Genomic DNA, 15,765 nt, shown 5'->3' with positions numbered 1-15,765 from the left:
GCGTATCGCTCGTCTGTGCTGTCGTCTCTTGGAGGCCATGCGATTCGGCGTCGAATCCCGGCTGGTTCAGGCCTGTCCGGCACGCGGGCCATCCGACAGTCTGTCTAGACGGGTCCCCTGGCGGTCCCAGCCTCTCCAGCCGTACTAAGAGTGGCATAAGAGACCGCACCATTTTCGCGCCCTAAATGGTTACTAGCGAGTTCTACGCACGGGTAACCACATGTTCGATAACACCGGCCGGGGCGAGGCCCGAACCTATGCGGGACAAACGTCCTGCTGGCAGGTGGTTACGGTCGAGTAGGCGCAACAGTGCAGATCAAGGCAGTATTGTTATGTAATCGTTATGTAAAAATTTCGCTTCGTGCCGCCAGGCGCGTCGGCACGCGCAAAGTCGACAAGTTGACAGAATTTGTCTTCTCTCGCCCACTGGCTACCAGAAAAAGTTTGCTGGCTCTACTTACTGATCAGTAAGTTTTAGTCCCACTGACCGAATCGCGCCTTGAGAATGTGGTTGATGTCGACCCCGATGCCGCCGACGTTCTGCTTGTCGATCTCGACCTGGTGCAGGTGCGCGGCGGGATGCACGAACCCCTTCGGCGAGCCCCAGTTGTGCTGCCAGAAGTAGGAGCCCAGCCCATCCTGCAGCGCCCAGTCGATGGTCTTGGCGTTGGCGTAGACCCCGACGCGCTGATGGCCCAGCACCGACTCCCACCCGCGCAGATAGGGCGCGACCTGGCTCTTGTACTGGTCGTAGCTGGGATCGTCGTCGATCGACGCGTAGATGGGAGCGCCATACGACCCGCCCGCCGCCACGTGCAATTGCCAGCCGCGTTTGGCGTGTGCCACGCCTGCGCTCTGTCCGCCGAGCCAGTCCGCGGTGTCCTGCTTGCCGTATTGATAGCAAGAGACGATCTTCAACCCGTTCTGATACAGGTCGCGGGCCTCGGGCAGCTGGATCGGCTTGCCGAGCATCCAAGCGCCCCCTGGCCGCCGATCGGAGACGTAGCGGATCGCGCCCTGCGCACCGGACGCCCGCAGATCAGGAGCTTTGATGATGCCTGCCGCGTAGTCCAGCAGGATGCCAAGCGGCGCCGCGTCGGCTCGGGGCGGCGCCAGCGCCGATGCCGCCGCCTCCAGGCCGGCGCCGAGGCCGAGCACCGCTGGCGCGGCCGCGGCGTATTTGAGCACGTCGCGCCGGGATATTGCCACGTGCCACAGAATATGACACCAGTATCAATTTTCACGTTATCGCCACTGGTCACATCTGTATCAAGATTCACAAAGGGGCGGCATGCTGCGAAACCAGTGGTCGTAGGGGCACAAGATCACGAAATCCGCTGACAAGCTGCGCTCAGACCGTGCAATTCCTACGATGAGCCATGCCCTCGGGGACCGTCAGCTCGCAGCCGGACGTGAATACAGCTGCCGCCGTTGACGATCCGCAGATCGAGCTGATCGGCGTCCGCAAGGTGTTCGGCGATGTCACCGCGGTCGAGGGGGCCGACCTGACCGTGGCCGACGGCGAACTGTTCGCCATCCTCGGGCCGTCGGGATCCGGCAAGACGACGGTGTTGCGGATGATCGCCGGCTTCGAGCCGCCGACCGCCGGGGTGATCAAGCTCGGCGGCGCAGACGTGACCGCGTTGCCCGCCCGCCATCGCGACGTGAACACCGTGTTCCAGGAATATGCGCTGTTCCCGCACATGACCGTCGCACAGAACGTCGAGTACGGCCTGAAGGTCAAGGGCGTGCCCAAGGCCGAGCGCAGGCGTCGCACCGCCGACGCGCTCGAGATGGTGCGCCTGACCGACCACGCGCCGCGCCGCCCTGCGCAGCTCTCGGGTGGCCAGCGGCAACGTGTGGCGCTGGCCCGCGCATTGGTCGGGCGGCCCCGGGTGCTGCTGCTCGACGAACCTCTAGGCGCGTTGGATCTCAAGCTGCGCGAGCAGATGCAGATCGAACTGAAGGCGATCCAGCGCGAGGTCGGCATCACGTTCGTGATCGTCACCCACGACCAGGACGAGGCGCTGACGCTGTGCGACCGGCTGGCCGTGTTCAACGAGGGGCGCATCGAGCAGATCGGCAAAGCCCGCGACGTCTACGAGAATCCGGCCAACCGCTTCGTCGCCGATTTCGTCGGCACATCCAACGTGCTCGATGGCGCAGCAGCCGAGGCACTGATGGGTCGGCGGGGAATGTTCGTCATTCGGCCCGAACGCATCGGGGTGTTTCGGCCGGGCACCGATCCGGTGCAGGGCGTGCGCACGGTCGAGGCCATCGTGTCGGAGGTCATCTACGCCGGCCCGACAACACGCATCGCCGCGATCGCCGAGCCCGACGTCACCCTCACCGCGACGATCCTCACGGCCAGCACTTGGCTGCCACCCGACCTGCACCACGGAACACCGATCACGTTGGCCTGGCCCGAAAAGGCGGTCCACCAATTGAAATTCGAGGAGTAGCCATGAGATCCACGCCTGTGCGAATCGGTTTTGCCCTGATCGCCAGTGCTGCCCTTGTCCTGTCGTTCACCGCATGCTCCAAGTCGGAACAGTCGTCAGGAGGCAACGGCCAGTCACCGCCGAAGATGGAACCGCTTTCGGCGGTCGGCAACGGCGAAGGTCAGCTGAACCTCATCGCGTGGGCCGGCTACGCCGAGAACGGTTCCAACGACAAGACTGTCGACTGGGTGACGCCGTTCGAGCAGCAGACCGGCTGCAAGGTCAACGTGAAAATCGGCAACACGTCCGACGAGATGGTGCAGTTGATGCGCAGCGGCCAGTACGACGGCGTGTCCGCTTCCGGTGATGCCACACTGCGGCTGATCTATGCCGGTGACGTCGCGCCCGTCAACACCGACCTGGTGAGTAACTACGCGACGATTTCGTCGTTCCTCAAAGACAAGTCGTGGAATTCGGTGAACGGCCAGATGTACGGGATTCCGCACGGCTGGGGCGCCAACCTGCTGATGTACAACATCGACGTGGTGCGGGATGCGCCGAACTCGTGGGCGGCCGTTTTCGACGACGCGGGCAAGTACAAGGGCAAGGTGACAGCGTATGACTCCCCCATCTACATCGCCGACGCCGCGCTGTATCTGTCCAAGACCAAGCCGGATCTCGGCATCAAGGACCCATACTCGCTGACACCCGAACAGCTCGACGCCGCAGTCGATTTGCTCAAGAAGCAGCGCGAGAACGTCGTCGAGTACTGGTCGGATTACACCAAAGAGGTGCAGGCGTTCGAGTCGGGAACTTCGGTGATCGGAACCACCTGGCAGGTGATCGCCAACACGATCGGCACCGACAACAAGGTTCAGGTCAACACGGTGCTGCCGAAGGAGGGTGCCACCGGCTGGTCGGACACGTGGATGCTCTCGTCGAAGGCCGCACATCCCAACTGCATGTACAAGTGGATGAACTGGATCACCTCGCCGGAGGTCAACGCTCAGGTCGCCGAGTACTTCGGCGAGGCACCCGCGCAGTCGAAGGCCTGTGAACACACCTCGCAGAAGGACTTCTGCGACATCTACCACGCGACGGATGAGAAGTTCGCCTCCGAGATCCACTACTGGACGACGCCGCAGAAGCAGTGCGTCGACGGCAGCGGCGACAACTGCACGGCCTACAACGAGTGGGTCGACAAGTGGCAACAGATCAAGGGCTGACGCAGCGCGCCGAGGGGCGACCGATCGCTTCAGTGTCTGTGGGCCGCCGGGTCACCCTGGCGTTCCTGCTGGCGCCGCCGATGGCGTGGCTGGTCGTCGCCTATCTGGGTTCGCTTGCGGTGCTGCTGGTTTCGGCGTTCTGGACCACCAACAGTTTCACCGGTGCGGTGGTGCGCACGTTCACCACCGACAACGTGGCGCGGGTGGCGACGGAGGAGGTGTTCCGCACAGCAACCGTCCGTACCCTGCTGATCGCCCTGACCGTGACAGTCATCTGCGCGATCCTCGCGGTGCCGTTGGCGTTGTACATGGCGAAGGTGGCCTCACCGCGGGTGCGACTGGCCTTGGTGGTGGCGGTGACCACGCCCCTGTGGGCGAGCTATCTGGTCAAGGCCTACGCCTGGCGGATGTTGTTCTCACCGGAGGGGCCGATGGCGTGGTCGACGGGGTACACCCCGGGCTACGGGCTGGCGGCGACGATCGTCACGCTGACGTATTTGTGGTTGCCCTACATGGTGATTCCGGTCTTTGCGGCGTTCGAACGCGTTCCGGATTCGCTCATCGACGCCAGTTCGGACCTGGGGGCCTCGGATTCGGCGACGCTGCGGATGGTGGTCGCACCGATGGTGTTTCCCGGTATCGCGGCCGGTTCGATCTTCACGTTCTCACTGTCGATGGGCGACTACATCGCCGTGACGATCGTCGGTGGTAAGACCCAGATGCTTGGCAACATCATCTACGGCCAGCTCGTGACCGCCAACAATCAACCCCTGGCCGCCGCGCTGTCGATCATCCCGCTCGTCGCGATAGTCGGCTATCTGTTGGCTATGCGGCGCACCGGCGCGCTGGAGAATGTGTGATGCTGTCGGCAGGCGCGCGCAGGGCGGTACGGGTATGGGTGGCCTTCGTGCTGGTATTCCTTTATGCGCCACTGCTTTTGGTTGTCATCAACGCGTTCAACTCCTCGCGGACGTTCGCGTTCCCGCCCAGCGGCTTCACGTTGCGGTGGTGGGCCGACGCGGCCAACAGCCAGGGCATGTGGAAGTCGCTGGCCAACTCGGTGGTGGTCGGCCTGGGCGCGACGGCGATCGCCCTTGTGCTGGGCACGATGGCCGCCTTCGCAGTCCAGCGCTACACGTTCTTCGGCCGCAATGTGGTGAGTTTCCTTGTCGTCCTGCCCATTACGCTACCGGGCATCGTCACCGGCATCGCGCTCAACGCGACGTTCACCTCGGCGCTTGGCGTGACGCTCGGGCTTGCGACGGTGATCATCGGCCATGCCACGTTCTGCGTCGTGATTGTCTTCAACAACACTCAGGCCCGGCTGCGACGGCTGGGCACCAATCTCGACGACGCATCGGCCGACCTTGGCGCGTCACCGTGGCAGACGTTTCGGTACGTGACATTCCCGATGATGCGCGGCGCGCTGGTGGCCGGCGCCATCTTGGCGTTCGCGCTGTCGTTCGACGAGATCGTCGTCACCACATTCACCGCGGGGCCGACGGTGCAGACGCTGCCGATCTGGATCTTCGGAAACCTGTTCCGCCCCAACCAGGCTCCGGTGATCAACGTCGTCGCCGCGGCGTTGACGGTCGTCGCGATCATCCCGGTGTGGCTCGCGCAGCGCTTCGGTGGCGATCCGGCCACCACCCGGGTGTAGCGATTGCTACCGCTTCGATTCCGGGTCCCCGTGCAGCAGAATGCCTGCGGTGAACTCCGAAACGGCGCTGGCCATCTGTCGGCGGATGGCGTCATCGAGGTGGGCGGCGATCACTCGATTACCCAGATCGCGGTAATCCAGCATGATCCGACTCAGCTCCGCCATCTCCTCGGGTTTGGGCACGTGGTTGGGCCCGAACCGCGCCGAGTACAACTCCTCTATCGCCCGCACGAAGTCGGCGGCCAAGTTGTCGGTTGAGTCCCGGGTCGACTCGTACACCCGCAGGATCGCTCGCGCGTACAGCATCGGATCGCGACTGCGCGCCACGATGGCGGCCAGCACCGCATCCTTCAGCACCACCTCACCGTCGGTGGTTTCGGCCAAGCCGTAGTCGATCAGTTTGCGCGCATCGTCGCTACGGGGGTCGATGCGGACGGCAGCTGTCTTCGCCGGTGCCGGCTGCTCCTCGGCAGTCTCGTCGGACCGTGGACCCAGAATCGCCCGCTGGATGCCGAGGATGTCGGCCAGATCGGCGCCCTGGCGCATGCTCGCGAAGAACTCCGAGATGTGGGCGGAGTTGAAGCCACGGCGCAGCAACTGGTTGATCGTCTTCAGCTGAGACAGGTGATAGTCGTCGTAGTACGCCGAGCGCCCGACCCGACGCGGCGGGTCCAGTAGCCCGCGCTCCCGGTACGCGCGGATGTTGCGCGCCGTGACCCCCGAGATCCGCGCCAAGTCGTCCAGTCGGTACTCAGCCAACGTCGCGCACCCTGACCCGGTCCAAGGCGCGTTTCGGCTTTGCACCGCGCCAACGCACATGACCACTCTAGCCGTCGGGACTGGTTTGCGAGCGAAGTCTGAATCCCCCGCCGAGATATTTGCTAGGTATTCGAGGTACACGTGCTCAACTGCGGCAATGACGATGGCGCGGGTCGGACGCCGACGAGTTGGTGCAACTTCAGCCAACTCGTTTCCCATCGCAACCGGGCACGTCGCCGGTGTTGCGGTGAGTGATTTCACGCGTCATGAATTGGCGTCAGCGCCGCCCGCTGGAACATGATGGACGCGCATCGCGTTGTTGAGCGAAGACAAAGTTCCCTGCTGAGAAAGGTTCGGTGTGCGTCCCTGGATCGTCTGGGCCACCGGACTGCTCGCTTATATCGTCGCCGTCCTCGACAGGACCACCCTCGGCGTTTCGGGGTTGGCGGCCGCCGACCGCTTCAACGCCAGCCCGAGCGTGCTGTCGACGTTCGTGGTCCTTCAGGTCGTGGTGTACGCGGCCGCGCAGGTGCCCGCGGGGCTGCTGCTCGACCGATTCGGTTCCAAGGCGCTGATCCTGTCCGGTGCGGCCGTGATGGCGACGGGCCAACTCGTACTCGCATTCACCGAATCCCTCCCGCTTGCCGTCGCGGCGCGAGCATTGCTCGGTCTCGGTGACGCGGTGACGTTCATCTCCGTGCTGCGGTTGGTGCCGCACTGGTTCTCTGCCGAACGCGTTCCCCTGGTGACGCAGCTGACGGGCATCTGCGGTCAGCTGGGCCAGGTGCTTTCGGCCGTTCCATTTTTCGCAGTGCTTGCCGGCGCCGGTTGGACCACCGCCTACGTTTCGGTCGCAGCCGTCGGTGTGTTGTCGATGGCCCTGACGCTCGCGCTGGTCAAGAACACCCCGACCGGAGCAGTCACGCCGGTGCACGGTTCGTCGGTCATCCAGACGCTGGTGAGCGTCAAGACGGTGTGGCTGCGGCCGGGCACGCGGCTCGGCTTTTTCACCCATATGGGCACGCAATTCTCCGTGACGGCCTTCACCTTGATGTGGGGCGTTCCGTATCTCACCGAGGCTCAAGGACTTTCGACGAGCGCGGCGGGCGCCCTGCTGACCATCTCCGTGGTCGCCGCCATCTCATCGGGTGTCGTCATCGGGATCTTCACCGGCCGGTTGCCGCATCGGAGGTCACGGATGGTGCTCGGCATCATCGCCGCCAACGCAGTGGCGTGGACGGTGGTGCTCGCACTGCCGGGCCGCTCCCCGCTGGGGCTGCTCGTCGCGCTCATCGTCGTCATCTCGGTCGGTGGTCCTGGCTCGATGGTCGGCTTCGACTTCGCGCGCACGTTCAACCCGAGTGCGACGCTCGGCACCGCACAGGGCATGGTCAACATGGGCGGCTTCGTCGCGTCTCTGTTGGTGATGCAGGCAATGGGACTGATCCTCGATGCCACAGGCGACTTCTCGCTCGGCTCGTTCCGGCTCGCCTGGACAGTGCAGTACGCGATCTGGGGCCTCGCAGTGGTCGGCATCCTGATCACCCGCCGCAAGGCACGGCGACTGATGCGCATCGAGGAAGAAGCGATGCTGCTGGAGAGCTTGGACGCGGCGCCCGCGGTGCGCTGACCGCTAGCGGTTGCGGGCGGTCGAACGCCTGTTGGCCTTCTTGATCGCCGAAACCAGTTCGTCCTTGCTCATCTTCGAACGACCCGAGATGTCAAGCCTGCGTGCGACTTCCGTCAGGTGCTTCTTCGAGGCGTTGGCGTCCACACCCTCGGCGGATTTGCCGCTCGGGTTGGGGCCGCCACTGCGTGCGCGGGAATCCGACGGCCCCTTCTTCGATTTCGGCTCCCAGTGGTCACCGACCTTTTCAAAGCTGTGCTTCAACGCGTCGTAGGCGACCCGGTGCGCCCGCTCGCCTTCGCCGTACTCCTTCACCGCGTTGTCGTGCACCTTTGCGAAGGTGCGCTGCGCCTTGGCAGGCGACTTCTGCAACGTGCTCGGCAGCTCACTCTTGCGAGCCGAACCGCTCTTCGTTGTCTTAGGCATCGGTAGTGCTCCTCGAGAACTGAGACGATGGCGCCGCAGAGGTGGCGTCGGCTGCACGTGTGCCGGATTCTTGACGCTCCGCGCACCCGGTGCGCAACCCCGTACGGCCCACAGATGGCGTTACCCGAAGGCCGTGGGGCTAAACGCCTGAGAGGCTCCTCGCGATGGCCTGCGCGGCGTGCCGATGGCCGAGCGTTTCGTACCCAACCACGCTCACCATCGGGGCCAGCGTGACCACCAGCAGGCAGTTCGCCATCGAGATACCTGCGGCGGCCAGCCAGACCGCGGCGCCAAGCACCACGGCTGTCAACGCGATGAGCAGCAGATGGAACATGTCCATCGTCCGCACCAACCACGCGTAAAGGACGTAGACCGAGACGACGTATCCGCCGACCGGCACGGCCACGGCCACCACCGTCTCCACCGAACCGAGCTTCGAGTGGCCCTCGATGTAGAAAGCGGCGACATGTAGCCCCGCCCCGGTCGCCACGATCGCCCCGAACGGCAGGATGTGGAAGTAGCCGAAGAAGAACGACCGCTCGGGATGAGCGTGCAACAGATCGGCCTGCGGCACCACGAAATACGTCCACCACATGCCGAATGTCAGCCCGATCCCTGCGACCGCCACGAAGATCGCGTCATACGACCATCCCTGCGTGCCGACGGCCGCGGAAACCGATGCAACCGTGCCCACCACGCCCTCACCCAGGGCGATGATCGTCAGCAGGCTGTATCGCTCCGTGATGTGATGCGCGTGCCACGGCGTGCCGCCCATCCGCTTCTCGGCCAGGACCGGGCCCAGCAATTCGATCCCGATCAGCACCACCACGAAGACGAACGTCGTCGGCACCGAGGTGTGCAAGAAGATGGTGGTGGCCCAGCCGATCTGCGCGACGGTGACCGCGCTCGCGTAGGTCAGGCAGGCCGAACGTCTACCCGGGTCCTGCATCGCAGCGCGTAACCACTGTCCCACCAACGAGATTCGCATGACGACGTAACCCGCCACCATGACCCCGTTGTCGACGTGGCCGCCGTGTTCGATCGACGCGAACATCTGCGGCAAGCCCAGCGCAAGGATGACCACCCCGACCATCTGCAACATGGTCATCACGCGGTAGATCCAGTCGTCGGTGTCGTACGCCGACGCGAACCAGGCGAAGTTGATCCACGCCCAGCAGACCGCGAACGTCGCGAACGAGAAGCCGAGCAGCCCGGCGCCGACGTGGTTCTCGAACATCAGATGCGCGAACTCGTTCGCGGCGATGCCGAACGCGACGACGAACGTCAGGTCGAACAGCAGCTCCAGTGGTGTGGCCACCCGGTGTTCCTCATGCGGATCGCGACCCGTCATCGGCCGAATGCGATGCGCGGCCACTGGGCGCTGCGGTGAGGCCTCGGTCATTGTTTGCGTCCTTTCACCGCTACATTTCACCCCATGGCGGGCGCGAAGAAGTTGGTGATGGGCGCGAGCGGGTTCCTCGGCTCGCATGTCACCAGGCAGTTGGTTGAACGCGGCGACGACGTGCGGGTCATCCTGCGCCGGACGAGCTCGACGAAGGCCATCGACGACCTCGACGTCGAGCGACACTACGGCGACATCTTCGATGACGATGCCGTGCGCGCCGCGATGGCCGGTTGCGACGACGTCTTCTATTGCGTCGTCGACACCCGTGCCTGGCTGCGCGACCCCACACCACTGTTCCGCACCAATGTCGACGGCCTGCGCCACGTGCTCGACGTCGCGGTGGAAGCCGATCTGCACCGGTTCGTGTTCACCAGCACGATCGGCACCATCGGTATCCCCGCGGAGAACCGCCTTGCGACCGAAGAGGACCAAATGAACTGGGCCGACAAGGGTGGCGGATACATCCAGTCCCGGGTTCAGGCCGAAAACCTCGTGCTGCAATACGCCAGGGAGCGCGGATTGCCGGCCGTGGCTCTGTGCGTCGCCAACACCTACGGCCCGCGCGACTGGCAGCCGACGCCACACGGCGGGCTGCTCGCCGCGACGGCAGCAGGCCGAAATCCCGTGTACGTCAGGGACGCATCCACCGAGGTAGTCGGCATCGAAGATGCCGCGACCGCGCTGCTGCTCGCCGCCGAGAAGGGCCGAAATGGTGAGCGCTACATCATTTCCGAGCGCTACATGGCCATCCGGGAGTTGTTTGACACGGCCGCAGACGCGGGCGGTGTGAAGCGGCCGTGGCTGGGGATCCCGCTGTGGGCGCTGTATCTGCTCGGGCACGCCGGCGATGTCGCAGGCCGGCTGTTGAACCGCGATACGCCGGTCACGAGCGTCAGCGCCAGGCTGTCGCACATGCTGCCCGCGATGGACCACAGCAAGGCCGAGCGCGAACTGGGGTGGCAGCCCGCCCCGATCCACGAGTCCATCCGCCGTGCAGCGGTGTTCTTTGCAGAAAACACCGAAAACCAGCGCCGATAACTACGCGGGCGGCAAAAACAGGTAGTCGACTACGCATGCCTTCCTCGGGCCCCGGATCGACGATCAACGGGTGTCGGATGAATTCTCGCTGAAGCTGCTGGGTCAATTCGCCGTTCTTCGGGGTGATCAACCTGTCGACCTGCCTCCGGCATGTCAGCGACTGATCGCGCTCGTCGCGCTCAAGCGCAGGCCCGTGCACCGGCTTTGGGTCTGCGCGATGCTCTGGCCGCACGCCCAGACCCGACGCGCCATCGCCAGCCTGCGCTCCACCATGTGGCGGCTGCGGCCCGCGGGCGCCGACCCGCTGCTCGAGGTCGATCCGCAGTATCTCGCGCTGGCCCCCGGGGTTTCGGTGGACTTCTACGACGCGGTCGACCAGATCGGGCAGTTGCTCGACCACGACGAGCCCGTCGACCCGCAATTCGTCTCAGGACTGCTCGCGCTGCTCCGCGCAGGAGAATTGCTCGACGGCTGGTCCGAACCGTGGGCCACGGCCGAGCGCCAGCGCTACCGCGCGATGCGCAAGGAAGCCCGCGACACGTTGGGCCGCGGCTCCGAAAAACAGGTATCCACCTACGCGTGCGGGTCCATGCGTTCGCTTCATACGCTTCATAGCGTCAGGAAGACAAGGGACGACTCGAGAGAACCATGAACGCGCTACTGCTGATCTGCATCTCCGTCGGCACACCGCTTGCCGCACTGGGACTGTATGACCTGCAGACGCGTCTGGAGCAGTGGGACTACCAGCGTCACGCTGAAGACTGATCGTCGACGCACACCGCGCGGGGGCCTACGTTTGGTGGCGTGGAACAACTTTCCGATGATGTCGTCGCATTCCTGTCCGAAGGCACCCGCACTGGACTACTCGGATATCTCGCGTCCGATGGCCGTCCCCTTGTCGCACCCGTTTGGTTTGTGGTCGACAACGGCGAACTCGCCTTCAACACAGGCAAGGACACCGCGAAAGGCCGTGCCCTGGGCCGCGATCCGCGAGTGGTGATGTGCGTCGACGATTCGCGACCGCCGTACTCGTTCGTCCAGGTTCAGGGTGTCGCGACGGTTGGCGAGGACCCCGGCGACGTTCTCGACATCGCGACGCGAACCGGCGGCCGTTACATGGGCGCCGAGCGGGCCGAGGAGTACGGCCGAAGAAACGCCGTTCCCGGTGAACTCGTGGTGCGCATCAAGCCGACCAAAGTGCTCAAGGCGTTCAACGTGGCAGAGTGATCGCGTGAGCGCGTCGCCGGGGTCCTGCGCTGTCGGGGTGGTGCTGGCTGCCGGCCTCGGCACCCGCGTCGGCGCCGACGGTAACAAGGCATACCTGCCGCTGGCGGGCCGCAGCATGGTGACCTGGTCGCTCTCGTCCGTCACGCAGGTCGCAGAGATCGCGCGCACGGTGCTCGTGTACCGCAGGGGTGAGCTCGACCTGGCCCGCGACACGGTGGCAGCAGAACTTCCCGGTGCCGCGGTGGAACTGGTCGAGGGCGGCGACACCAGGCACGCCTCCGAGTTCAACGTGCTGCGCTATCTCGCCGACGACATCGACTCGGGCGTGGTCGACGTGGTGCTGATTCACGACGCGGCGCGACCGCTGGCCAGCCGCGACATGTTCCTGACTGCGCTATCGCTTGCCCGCGAGTTCGGCGGGGCGATACCGGCATTGCCCATCCCCGATTTGGTGCGGCATGGGCCGGCCGGTGTCGAGTCCACCGGCGGCGGATCGGTGCGCGTGCAGACACCGCAAGCGTTTCGGGCGCAACCACTGCTGCGTGCCTATCGGGCCGCCACCGCCGAGAGATTCGAGGGCACCGACACGTCGTCGTGCATCGAGAAGTTCACCGAGGAAAAGGTGCGCACCTTCCCCGGCGTCGCGGGCAACCTGAAGGTGACCTACGCGCAGGACGTGGCGGTAGCGGCCCGGCTGCTCAGTCGGTCCGACTCGCGATGATCGCCTCGACATAGTCGGTGTCCCTTGGCAATTCGATGGCGAATCCGTTCGCGTCGCCCTCGACCAGGGTGATCGGCATGCCTGCGTGCAGTACCTCGTCGAGCTCGTCGAAGTCCTCCGAGATGCGCCCAGCGAGCAGCCGGGACAGTTCATCGACGGCGAATCCGCGCGGGTACTGCACGGTCTGCAGCGTCGAGCGGTCAAGGGTGCCGGTCACGAAGCCGTTTGCATCGACAGACTTCACGCTGTCGGTTACCGCGAGCGCAGGCATCACGATGGTGCTGCCCGCGAGCAGGCCGGCAACCACCCTGTCGCGCAGGGATTCCGGCGCCAGGGGCCGACGGACGTCGTGAATCAGGACGTGACGCGCCGAGTCGCGGAAGCGCTGCAGGCCTGCGGCCAGGCATTGCGCCCTCGAATCCGGCTCTTCGACCGCGACCACATCAATGGCCGATAGGCCATGCGCCGCAAGGGTTTCGCGGACCCGATCGGCAAGTGCCGCAGTGGTGGCGACCACGGCAGCGCTGGGCATCGCTCGCGCAAGCCACACCAGGGCAGGCTCACCTGCCAAGGGGGCGTACGCGTTGTCCGCAAGCGCCGAGGGTAGCGGCAAGACCGCCGCGGGCTCCTCGGCCATCAGCGGAAGCGCTCGAGGTAGGCGTCCCAGTCCCAGGTGGCGAGGAATTCCTCTGTGCCTGCATAGCCTTTCGCGTACAGCGCCTCGATCTCGTTGTCGGAGATGTCGAAATCGAGGAAGCCGATGTCCGTCGAGTCCACTCGGATGGTCCTGGCGCTCACCCACGGCTCGTTGAGGTAGGCCTGATCGCGGCCGACGAGCGCGGTGGTGATCACGCCTTCCAGCAGATGCGGCGCGCCGAGCATCCGCAGCGGCGCGAGGGCCGGAATCACCTTGTCGTTGCCCTCGGGAAGGTTCGGCAACACCGTGACGCCGAAGCTGGGCCAGCGGGGTTTGTGTCCATCGAAGCGGTCAAGCGAATCGATCGGAAAATTCGAAAGGATGCCACCGTCGACCAACGTGGACGTCAGCCCACTCGACGACGTCAACGAGACCGGCCGGAAGAAGAACGGGATCGCCATCGACGCACGCACTGCATCGGCGACGGACTGCTCGTCGGGATCCAGGCCGTAGACCCGGCGGTAGTCCCAAGGCAGCCGCACCAACTGCCCCGTGGTCACATCGGCGACCGTCACGACCAGTTTGTAGCGCCGCTCCGGCGGCAAGTCGTCATCGTCGATCGCCAGGTCGCCGAACGTGCCAACGCCGAGATTCGCAAGCTGGCTGCGGACCCAGTCGTGTGCGTAGTCGCCGCGGTAGATACCTGTCCCCCGCAACACGGCCAGCGAGGGGCCGAGTAGCGGAAAGCGTTCGACGGGGCCGGGATCGGTGAATTTGTGGTAATCCAGCTGCAGCGCAAGCTCTTTGACTTCGTCGCCGCTGAGTTGGTTACTCATCGATGCGGCCGCGACGATCGCGCCGACGATCGACCCGGCAGAGGTTCCCGACACGCGTTGAGCGCGGTAGCCGGCGTCCATCAACGCAACGACGGCCCCAACCAAACCGATGCCTTTGACACCGCCGCCCGACAACACCAGGTCCGCAGGCTTCGCCACGGCGCCGACGCTACACGGGATCGAATGCCGAAATGAGCCAGGTGCCGTTGATCTTCTTCATGCTCACCTTGACCGCGCTCGCGGCGAAGGCACCATCAGGATTCTCCTTGCTGGTGGTGTTCTGGTTGATGAACACCAGCACCATGGCGGAATCCGGATGCAGGTCGGACACCGCGGCGCGGACGACGGCGGCGCTGGTCTTGACTGCCTTCTGCTTGGCCGCGGGCGTGACGATCTGCTGGGTGAAATTCGTGTAGTACGACAGGAAGTCACCGGTCAGATGCGACTTCGCGTTCGCGAAGTCCTTGTCCAGGGTCTCGGGTGAGTACGACAACATCGCGACCGTGCCGGTTTTCGCCGCATCGAGCACGACGTTGGCCGCGGCCTCGTCGGTTTTCTGGTCGGTGCGGTACTGGCCGAAGTACAGCCAGGCCGTGACGCCCGCCGAGGCGAGCAGCGCGACCGTCAACACGATCGCCCCGATCCATCCGGCCACGGCGAGCCCCGATCGCCGCCGCTTGCCACCGGTTTCGTCTGTCGCGTCGTCGCTTTCGTCTGCCGCGTCTTCAGTTTCGGTTGTCGCGTCGTCGGTTTCGGTTGTCGCGTCGTCGGTTTCGCCGGACTGGTCTGCGGCTTCATCGACGCCGGTGAGGAGTTCTGTTCCTGCCTGGTCGGCGTCTTTCAGGTCGGCGTTGTCCTTCGCGGTCACGGTACGAACTCCACCTTCTCCATCTTGATCTGGCCGCCCTCACGCTTGAGGTTGACGGACAGCCGCCACGACCGGGGCTCCTGCTTGGCACCCGCGGAATTGGTGACTCGCGACGACGCCGACACCAGCACCACTGCCGTGTCGTCGGTCATCGACTCCACGCCCGTGGCGTTGACGGTGACCTCGGTGATCACCTTCGAGTCCTGCGCGACCTTGACGAAGTCGTCGGCCTGGCTCTTGAAATCGTCCTTGAACTGGCCGGTCGAGTTGTCGATGATGCGCTGCACGTCCTCCTTGGCCTTGTTGAAGTCCAGCGACATCAATGTCACTACGCTCTGCCTCGCCGCAGCGCTGTACTCCGCACGGCGCTGATCGTCGGCCACCTGATGACTGTGGTGGTTGAACATCAGCACGCTGATGAAGATCAGCACCGCCGTGCAGGCAACTGCGATGACAGCGGCGAAGACGGCAGCCAGAATCTTGAGGACCCGGCGGCTCCCGCCGGGTTGCTCGCCGATCGGATCCGCGGACAACTCCTCGGCGGCATCCGCTGTGTCCGGGCCGGTTTCCGAGGTCTCGTCGGCCTCAATCAGGTCGACGGGTTCGGCCGGTGCGCCGGCGGTCTCGGTCTCTGCGTCGGCGTCTGCATCGGCGGCGTCTGCATCGGCGGTCGCGGCCTCGGCAGCCTGCCTGCGCAACCGGATCGCGCGAGCTTTTGCCCGGGCAGCGGCGGCTACCGCTTCCGCCTCAGCGGCCTCTGCCTCGGCCTCCTCGGCGAGAGCCAATGCTTGGGCGGCGTCGGCCGGCCGATCAGGTTCCTGCGTCGGCTCGTCGACGCGGTCAGCGTCGATCACCGACGCGCGGCGCCTGAAAGACGGCACTGCGACCTCCTAG

General features: G+C 65.0%; 17 protein-coding genes. 9 read left to right on the top strand and 8 right to left on the bottom strand.

Translation table 11 applies throughout. The features are described 5' to 3' along the window. Nucleotides 1–474: 474 nt before the first annotated feature. Entirely contained in the window at nucleotides 475–1,209 is a 735-nt protein-coding gene (locus J3E61_RS26765; protein ID WP_210085933.1) for a DUF1906 domain-containing protein, read from the bottom strand. Between the two features lie 170 nt (nucleotides 1,210–1,379). On the opposite strand from J3E61_RS26765, the gene J3E61_RS26760 reads away from it, so the two are divergent. The 4 genes from J3E61_RS26760 to J3E61_RS26745 are packed head-to-tail and all read left to right on the top strand — an operon-like array spanning nucleotide 1,380 to nucleotide 5,327. Then, nucleotides 1,380–2,462, top strand: coding sequence for an ABC transporter ATP-binding protein (locus tag J3E61_RS26760; RefSeq protein WP_210085932.1), 1,083 nt, complete (start codon nucleotides 1,380–1,382; stop codon nucleotides 2,460–2,462). 2 nt (nucleotides 2,463–2,464) lie between these two features. Then, nucleotides 2,465–3,667 (top strand): extracellular solute-binding protein, encoded by a 1,203-nt coding sequence (locus J3E61_RS26755; RefSeq protein ID WP_192723523.1) that lies wholly within the window; start codon nucleotides 2,465–2,467, stop codon nucleotides 3,665–3,667. Further along, entirely contained in the window at nucleotides 3,646–4,527 is an 882-nt protein-coding gene (locus J3E61_RS26750; RefSeq protein ID WP_192723524.1) for an ABC transporter permease subunit, read from the top strand. The genes J3E61_RS26755 and J3E61_RS26750 overlap by 22 nt, the downstream gene beginning before the upstream one ends. Beyond that, nucleotides 4,527–5,327, top strand: a complete 801-nt coding sequence (locus J3E61_RS26745) for an ABC transporter permease subunit (RefSeq protein WP_192723919.1) — start codon at nucleotides 4,527–4,529, stop codon at nucleotides 5,325–5,327. The genes J3E61_RS26750 and J3E61_RS26745 overlap by 1 nt, the downstream gene beginning before the upstream one ends. 6 nt (nucleotides 5,328–5,333) lie before the next feature. Here J3E61_RS26745 and J3E61_RS26740 read toward each other — a convergent pair whose 3' ends face one another. Next, a complete protein-coding gene (locus J3E61_RS26740) occupies nucleotides 5,334–6,086 on the bottom strand; it encodes a MerR family transcriptional regulator (protein WP_210085931.1) in 753 nt (250 codons plus the stop codon). 358 nt (nucleotides 6,087–6,444) lie between these two features. Here J3E61_RS26740 and J3E61_RS26735 point away from each other — a divergent pair, with 358 nt between their 5' ends. Then, entirely contained in the window at nucleotides 6,445–7,716 is a 1,272-nt protein-coding gene (locus J3E61_RS26735; RefSeq protein WP_210085930.1) for an MFS transporter, read from the top strand. 3 nt (nucleotides 7,717–7,719) lie between these two features. Here the strand turns inward: J3E61_RS26735 and J3E61_RS26730 are convergent, their stop codons facing one another. Both J3E61_RS26730 and J3E61_RS26725 read right to left on the bottom strand, forming a co-directional pair. After that, nucleotides 7,720–8,139 (bottom strand): ChaB family protein, encoded by a 420-nt coding sequence (locus J3E61_RS26730; protein ID WP_192723527.1) that lies wholly within the window; start codon nucleotides 8,137–8,139, stop codon nucleotides 7,720–7,722. 139 nt (nucleotides 8,140–8,278) lie between these two features. Beyond that, a complete protein-coding gene (locus J3E61_RS26725; protein WP_210085929.1) occupies nucleotides 8,279–9,541 on the bottom strand; it encodes a low temperature requirement protein A in 1,263 nt (420 codons plus the stop codon). Between the two features lie 33 nt (nucleotides 9,542–9,574). Between J3E61_RS26725 and J3E61_RS26720 the strand changes: the two genes are divergently transcribed. From J3E61_RS26720 to J3E61_RS26705, 4 genes are all read left to right on the top strand, one after another. Next, entirely contained in the window at nucleotides 9,575–10,582 is a 1,008-nt protein-coding gene (locus J3E61_RS26720; RefSeq protein ID WP_210085928.1) for an NAD-dependent epimerase/dehydratase family protein, read from the top strand. A gap of 70 nt (nucleotides 10,583–10,652) precedes the next feature. Further along, on the top strand, nucleotides 10,653–11,234 hold the full coding sequence (locus J3E61_RS26715; protein ID WP_192723530.1) for a transcriptional regulator: 582 nt from the start codon (nucleotides 10,653–10,655) through the stop codon (nucleotides 11,232–11,234). Nucleotides 11,235–11,386: 152 nt separating this feature from the next. Next, nucleotides 11,387–11,809 carry a PPOX class F420-dependent oxidoreductase gene (locus tag J3E61_RS26710; protein WP_210085927.1) on the top strand — a complete coding sequence of 141 codons (423 nt, stop codon included), beginning with the start codon at nucleotides 11,387–11,389 and terminating at the stop codon, nucleotides 11,807–11,809. Nucleotides 11,810–11,813: 4 nt separating this feature from the next. Then, a complete protein-coding gene (locus J3E61_RS26705; RefSeq protein WP_210085926.1) occupies nucleotides 11,814–12,530 on the top strand; it encodes a 2-C-methyl-D-erythritol 4-phosphate cytidylyltransferase in 717 nt (238 codons plus the stop codon). On the opposite strand, the gene J3E61_RS26700 is transcribed toward J3E61_RS26705, so the two are convergent. Genes J3E61_RS26700 through J3E61_RS26685 form a run of 4 tightly spaced genes read right to left on the bottom strand, consistent with a single transcriptional unit; the run spans nucleotide 12,508 to nucleotide 15,752 of the window. Beyond that, nucleotides 12,508–13,167 (bottom strand): 2-C-methyl-D-erythritol 4-phosphate cytidylyltransferase, encoded by a 660-nt coding sequence (locus J3E61_RS26700; RefSeq protein ID WP_210085925.1) that lies wholly within the window; start codon nucleotides 13,165–13,167, stop codon nucleotides 12,508–12,510. The two genes, J3E61_RS26705 and J3E61_RS26700, sit on opposite strands and share 23 nt — an antisense overlap. Continuing rightward, nucleotides 13,167–14,162: a patatin-like phospholipase family protein gene (locus tag J3E61_RS26695; protein WP_210085924.1), complete on the bottom strand. Its 996-nt coding sequence runs from the start codon at nucleotides 14,160–14,162 to the stop codon at nucleotides 13,167–13,169. The genes J3E61_RS26700 and J3E61_RS26695 overlap by 1 nt, the downstream gene beginning before the upstream one ends. 10 nt (nucleotides 14,163–14,172) lie before the next feature. Beyond that, nucleotides 14,173–14,871: a hypothetical protein gene (locus tag J3E61_RS26690; protein WP_210085923.1), complete on the bottom strand. Its 699-nt coding sequence runs from the start codon at nucleotides 14,869–14,871 to the stop codon at nucleotides 14,173–14,175. Beyond that, nucleotides 14,868–15,752, bottom strand: coding sequence for a hypothetical protein (locus tag J3E61_RS26685; protein WP_210085922.1), 885 nt, complete (start codon nucleotides 15,750–15,752; stop codon nucleotides 14,868–14,870). Before J3E61_RS26685 ends, J3E61_RS26690 begins: the two co-directional genes overlap by 4 nt. Nucleotides 15,753–15,765 lie beyond the last annotated feature (13 nt).

Source organism: Mycobacterium sp. OAE908 (assembly GCF_017872775.1).
Lineage (GTDB): Bacteria > Actinomycetota > Actinomycetes > Mycobacteriales > Mycobacteriaceae > Mycobacterium.
Note: the sequence above shows the minus strand (reverse complement) of the source record. Positions and strands in the feature narration are given on the sequence as shown.

What these genes read in the sequence shown, in the direction of transcription:
- J3E61_RS26700 (WP_210085925.1), bottom strand. Translation starts at nt 13,167, where the DNA reads ATGGCCGAGGAGCCCGCGGCGGTCTTGCCGCTACCCTCGGCGCTTGCG.
- J3E61_RS26760 (WP_210085932.1), top strand. Translation starts at nt 1,380, where the DNA reads ATGCCCTCGGGGACCGTCAGCTCGCAGCCGGACGTGAATACAGCTGCC.
- J3E61_RS26745 (WP_192723919.1), top strand. Translation starts at nt 4,527, where the DNA reads ATGCTGTCGGCAGGCGCGCGCAGGGCGGTACGGGTATGGGTGGCCTTC.
- J3E61_RS26725 (WP_210085929.1), bottom strand. Translation starts at nt 9,541, where the DNA reads ATGACCGAGGCCTCACCGCAGCGCCCAGTGGCCGCGCATCGCATTCGG.
- J3E61_RS26730 (WP_192723527.1), bottom strand. Translation starts at nt 8,139, where the DNA reads ATGCCTAAGACAACGAAGAGCGGTTCGGCTCGCAAGAGTGAGCTGCCG.
- J3E61_RS26720 (WP_210085928.1), top strand. Translation starts at nt 9,575, where the DNA reads ATGGCGGGCGCGAAGAAGTTGGTGATGGGCGCGAGCGGGTTCCTCGGC.
- J3E61_RS26755 (WP_192723523.1), top strand. Translation starts at nt 2,465, where the DNA reads ATGAGATCCACGCCTGTGCGAATCGGTTTTGCCCTGATCGCCAGTGCT.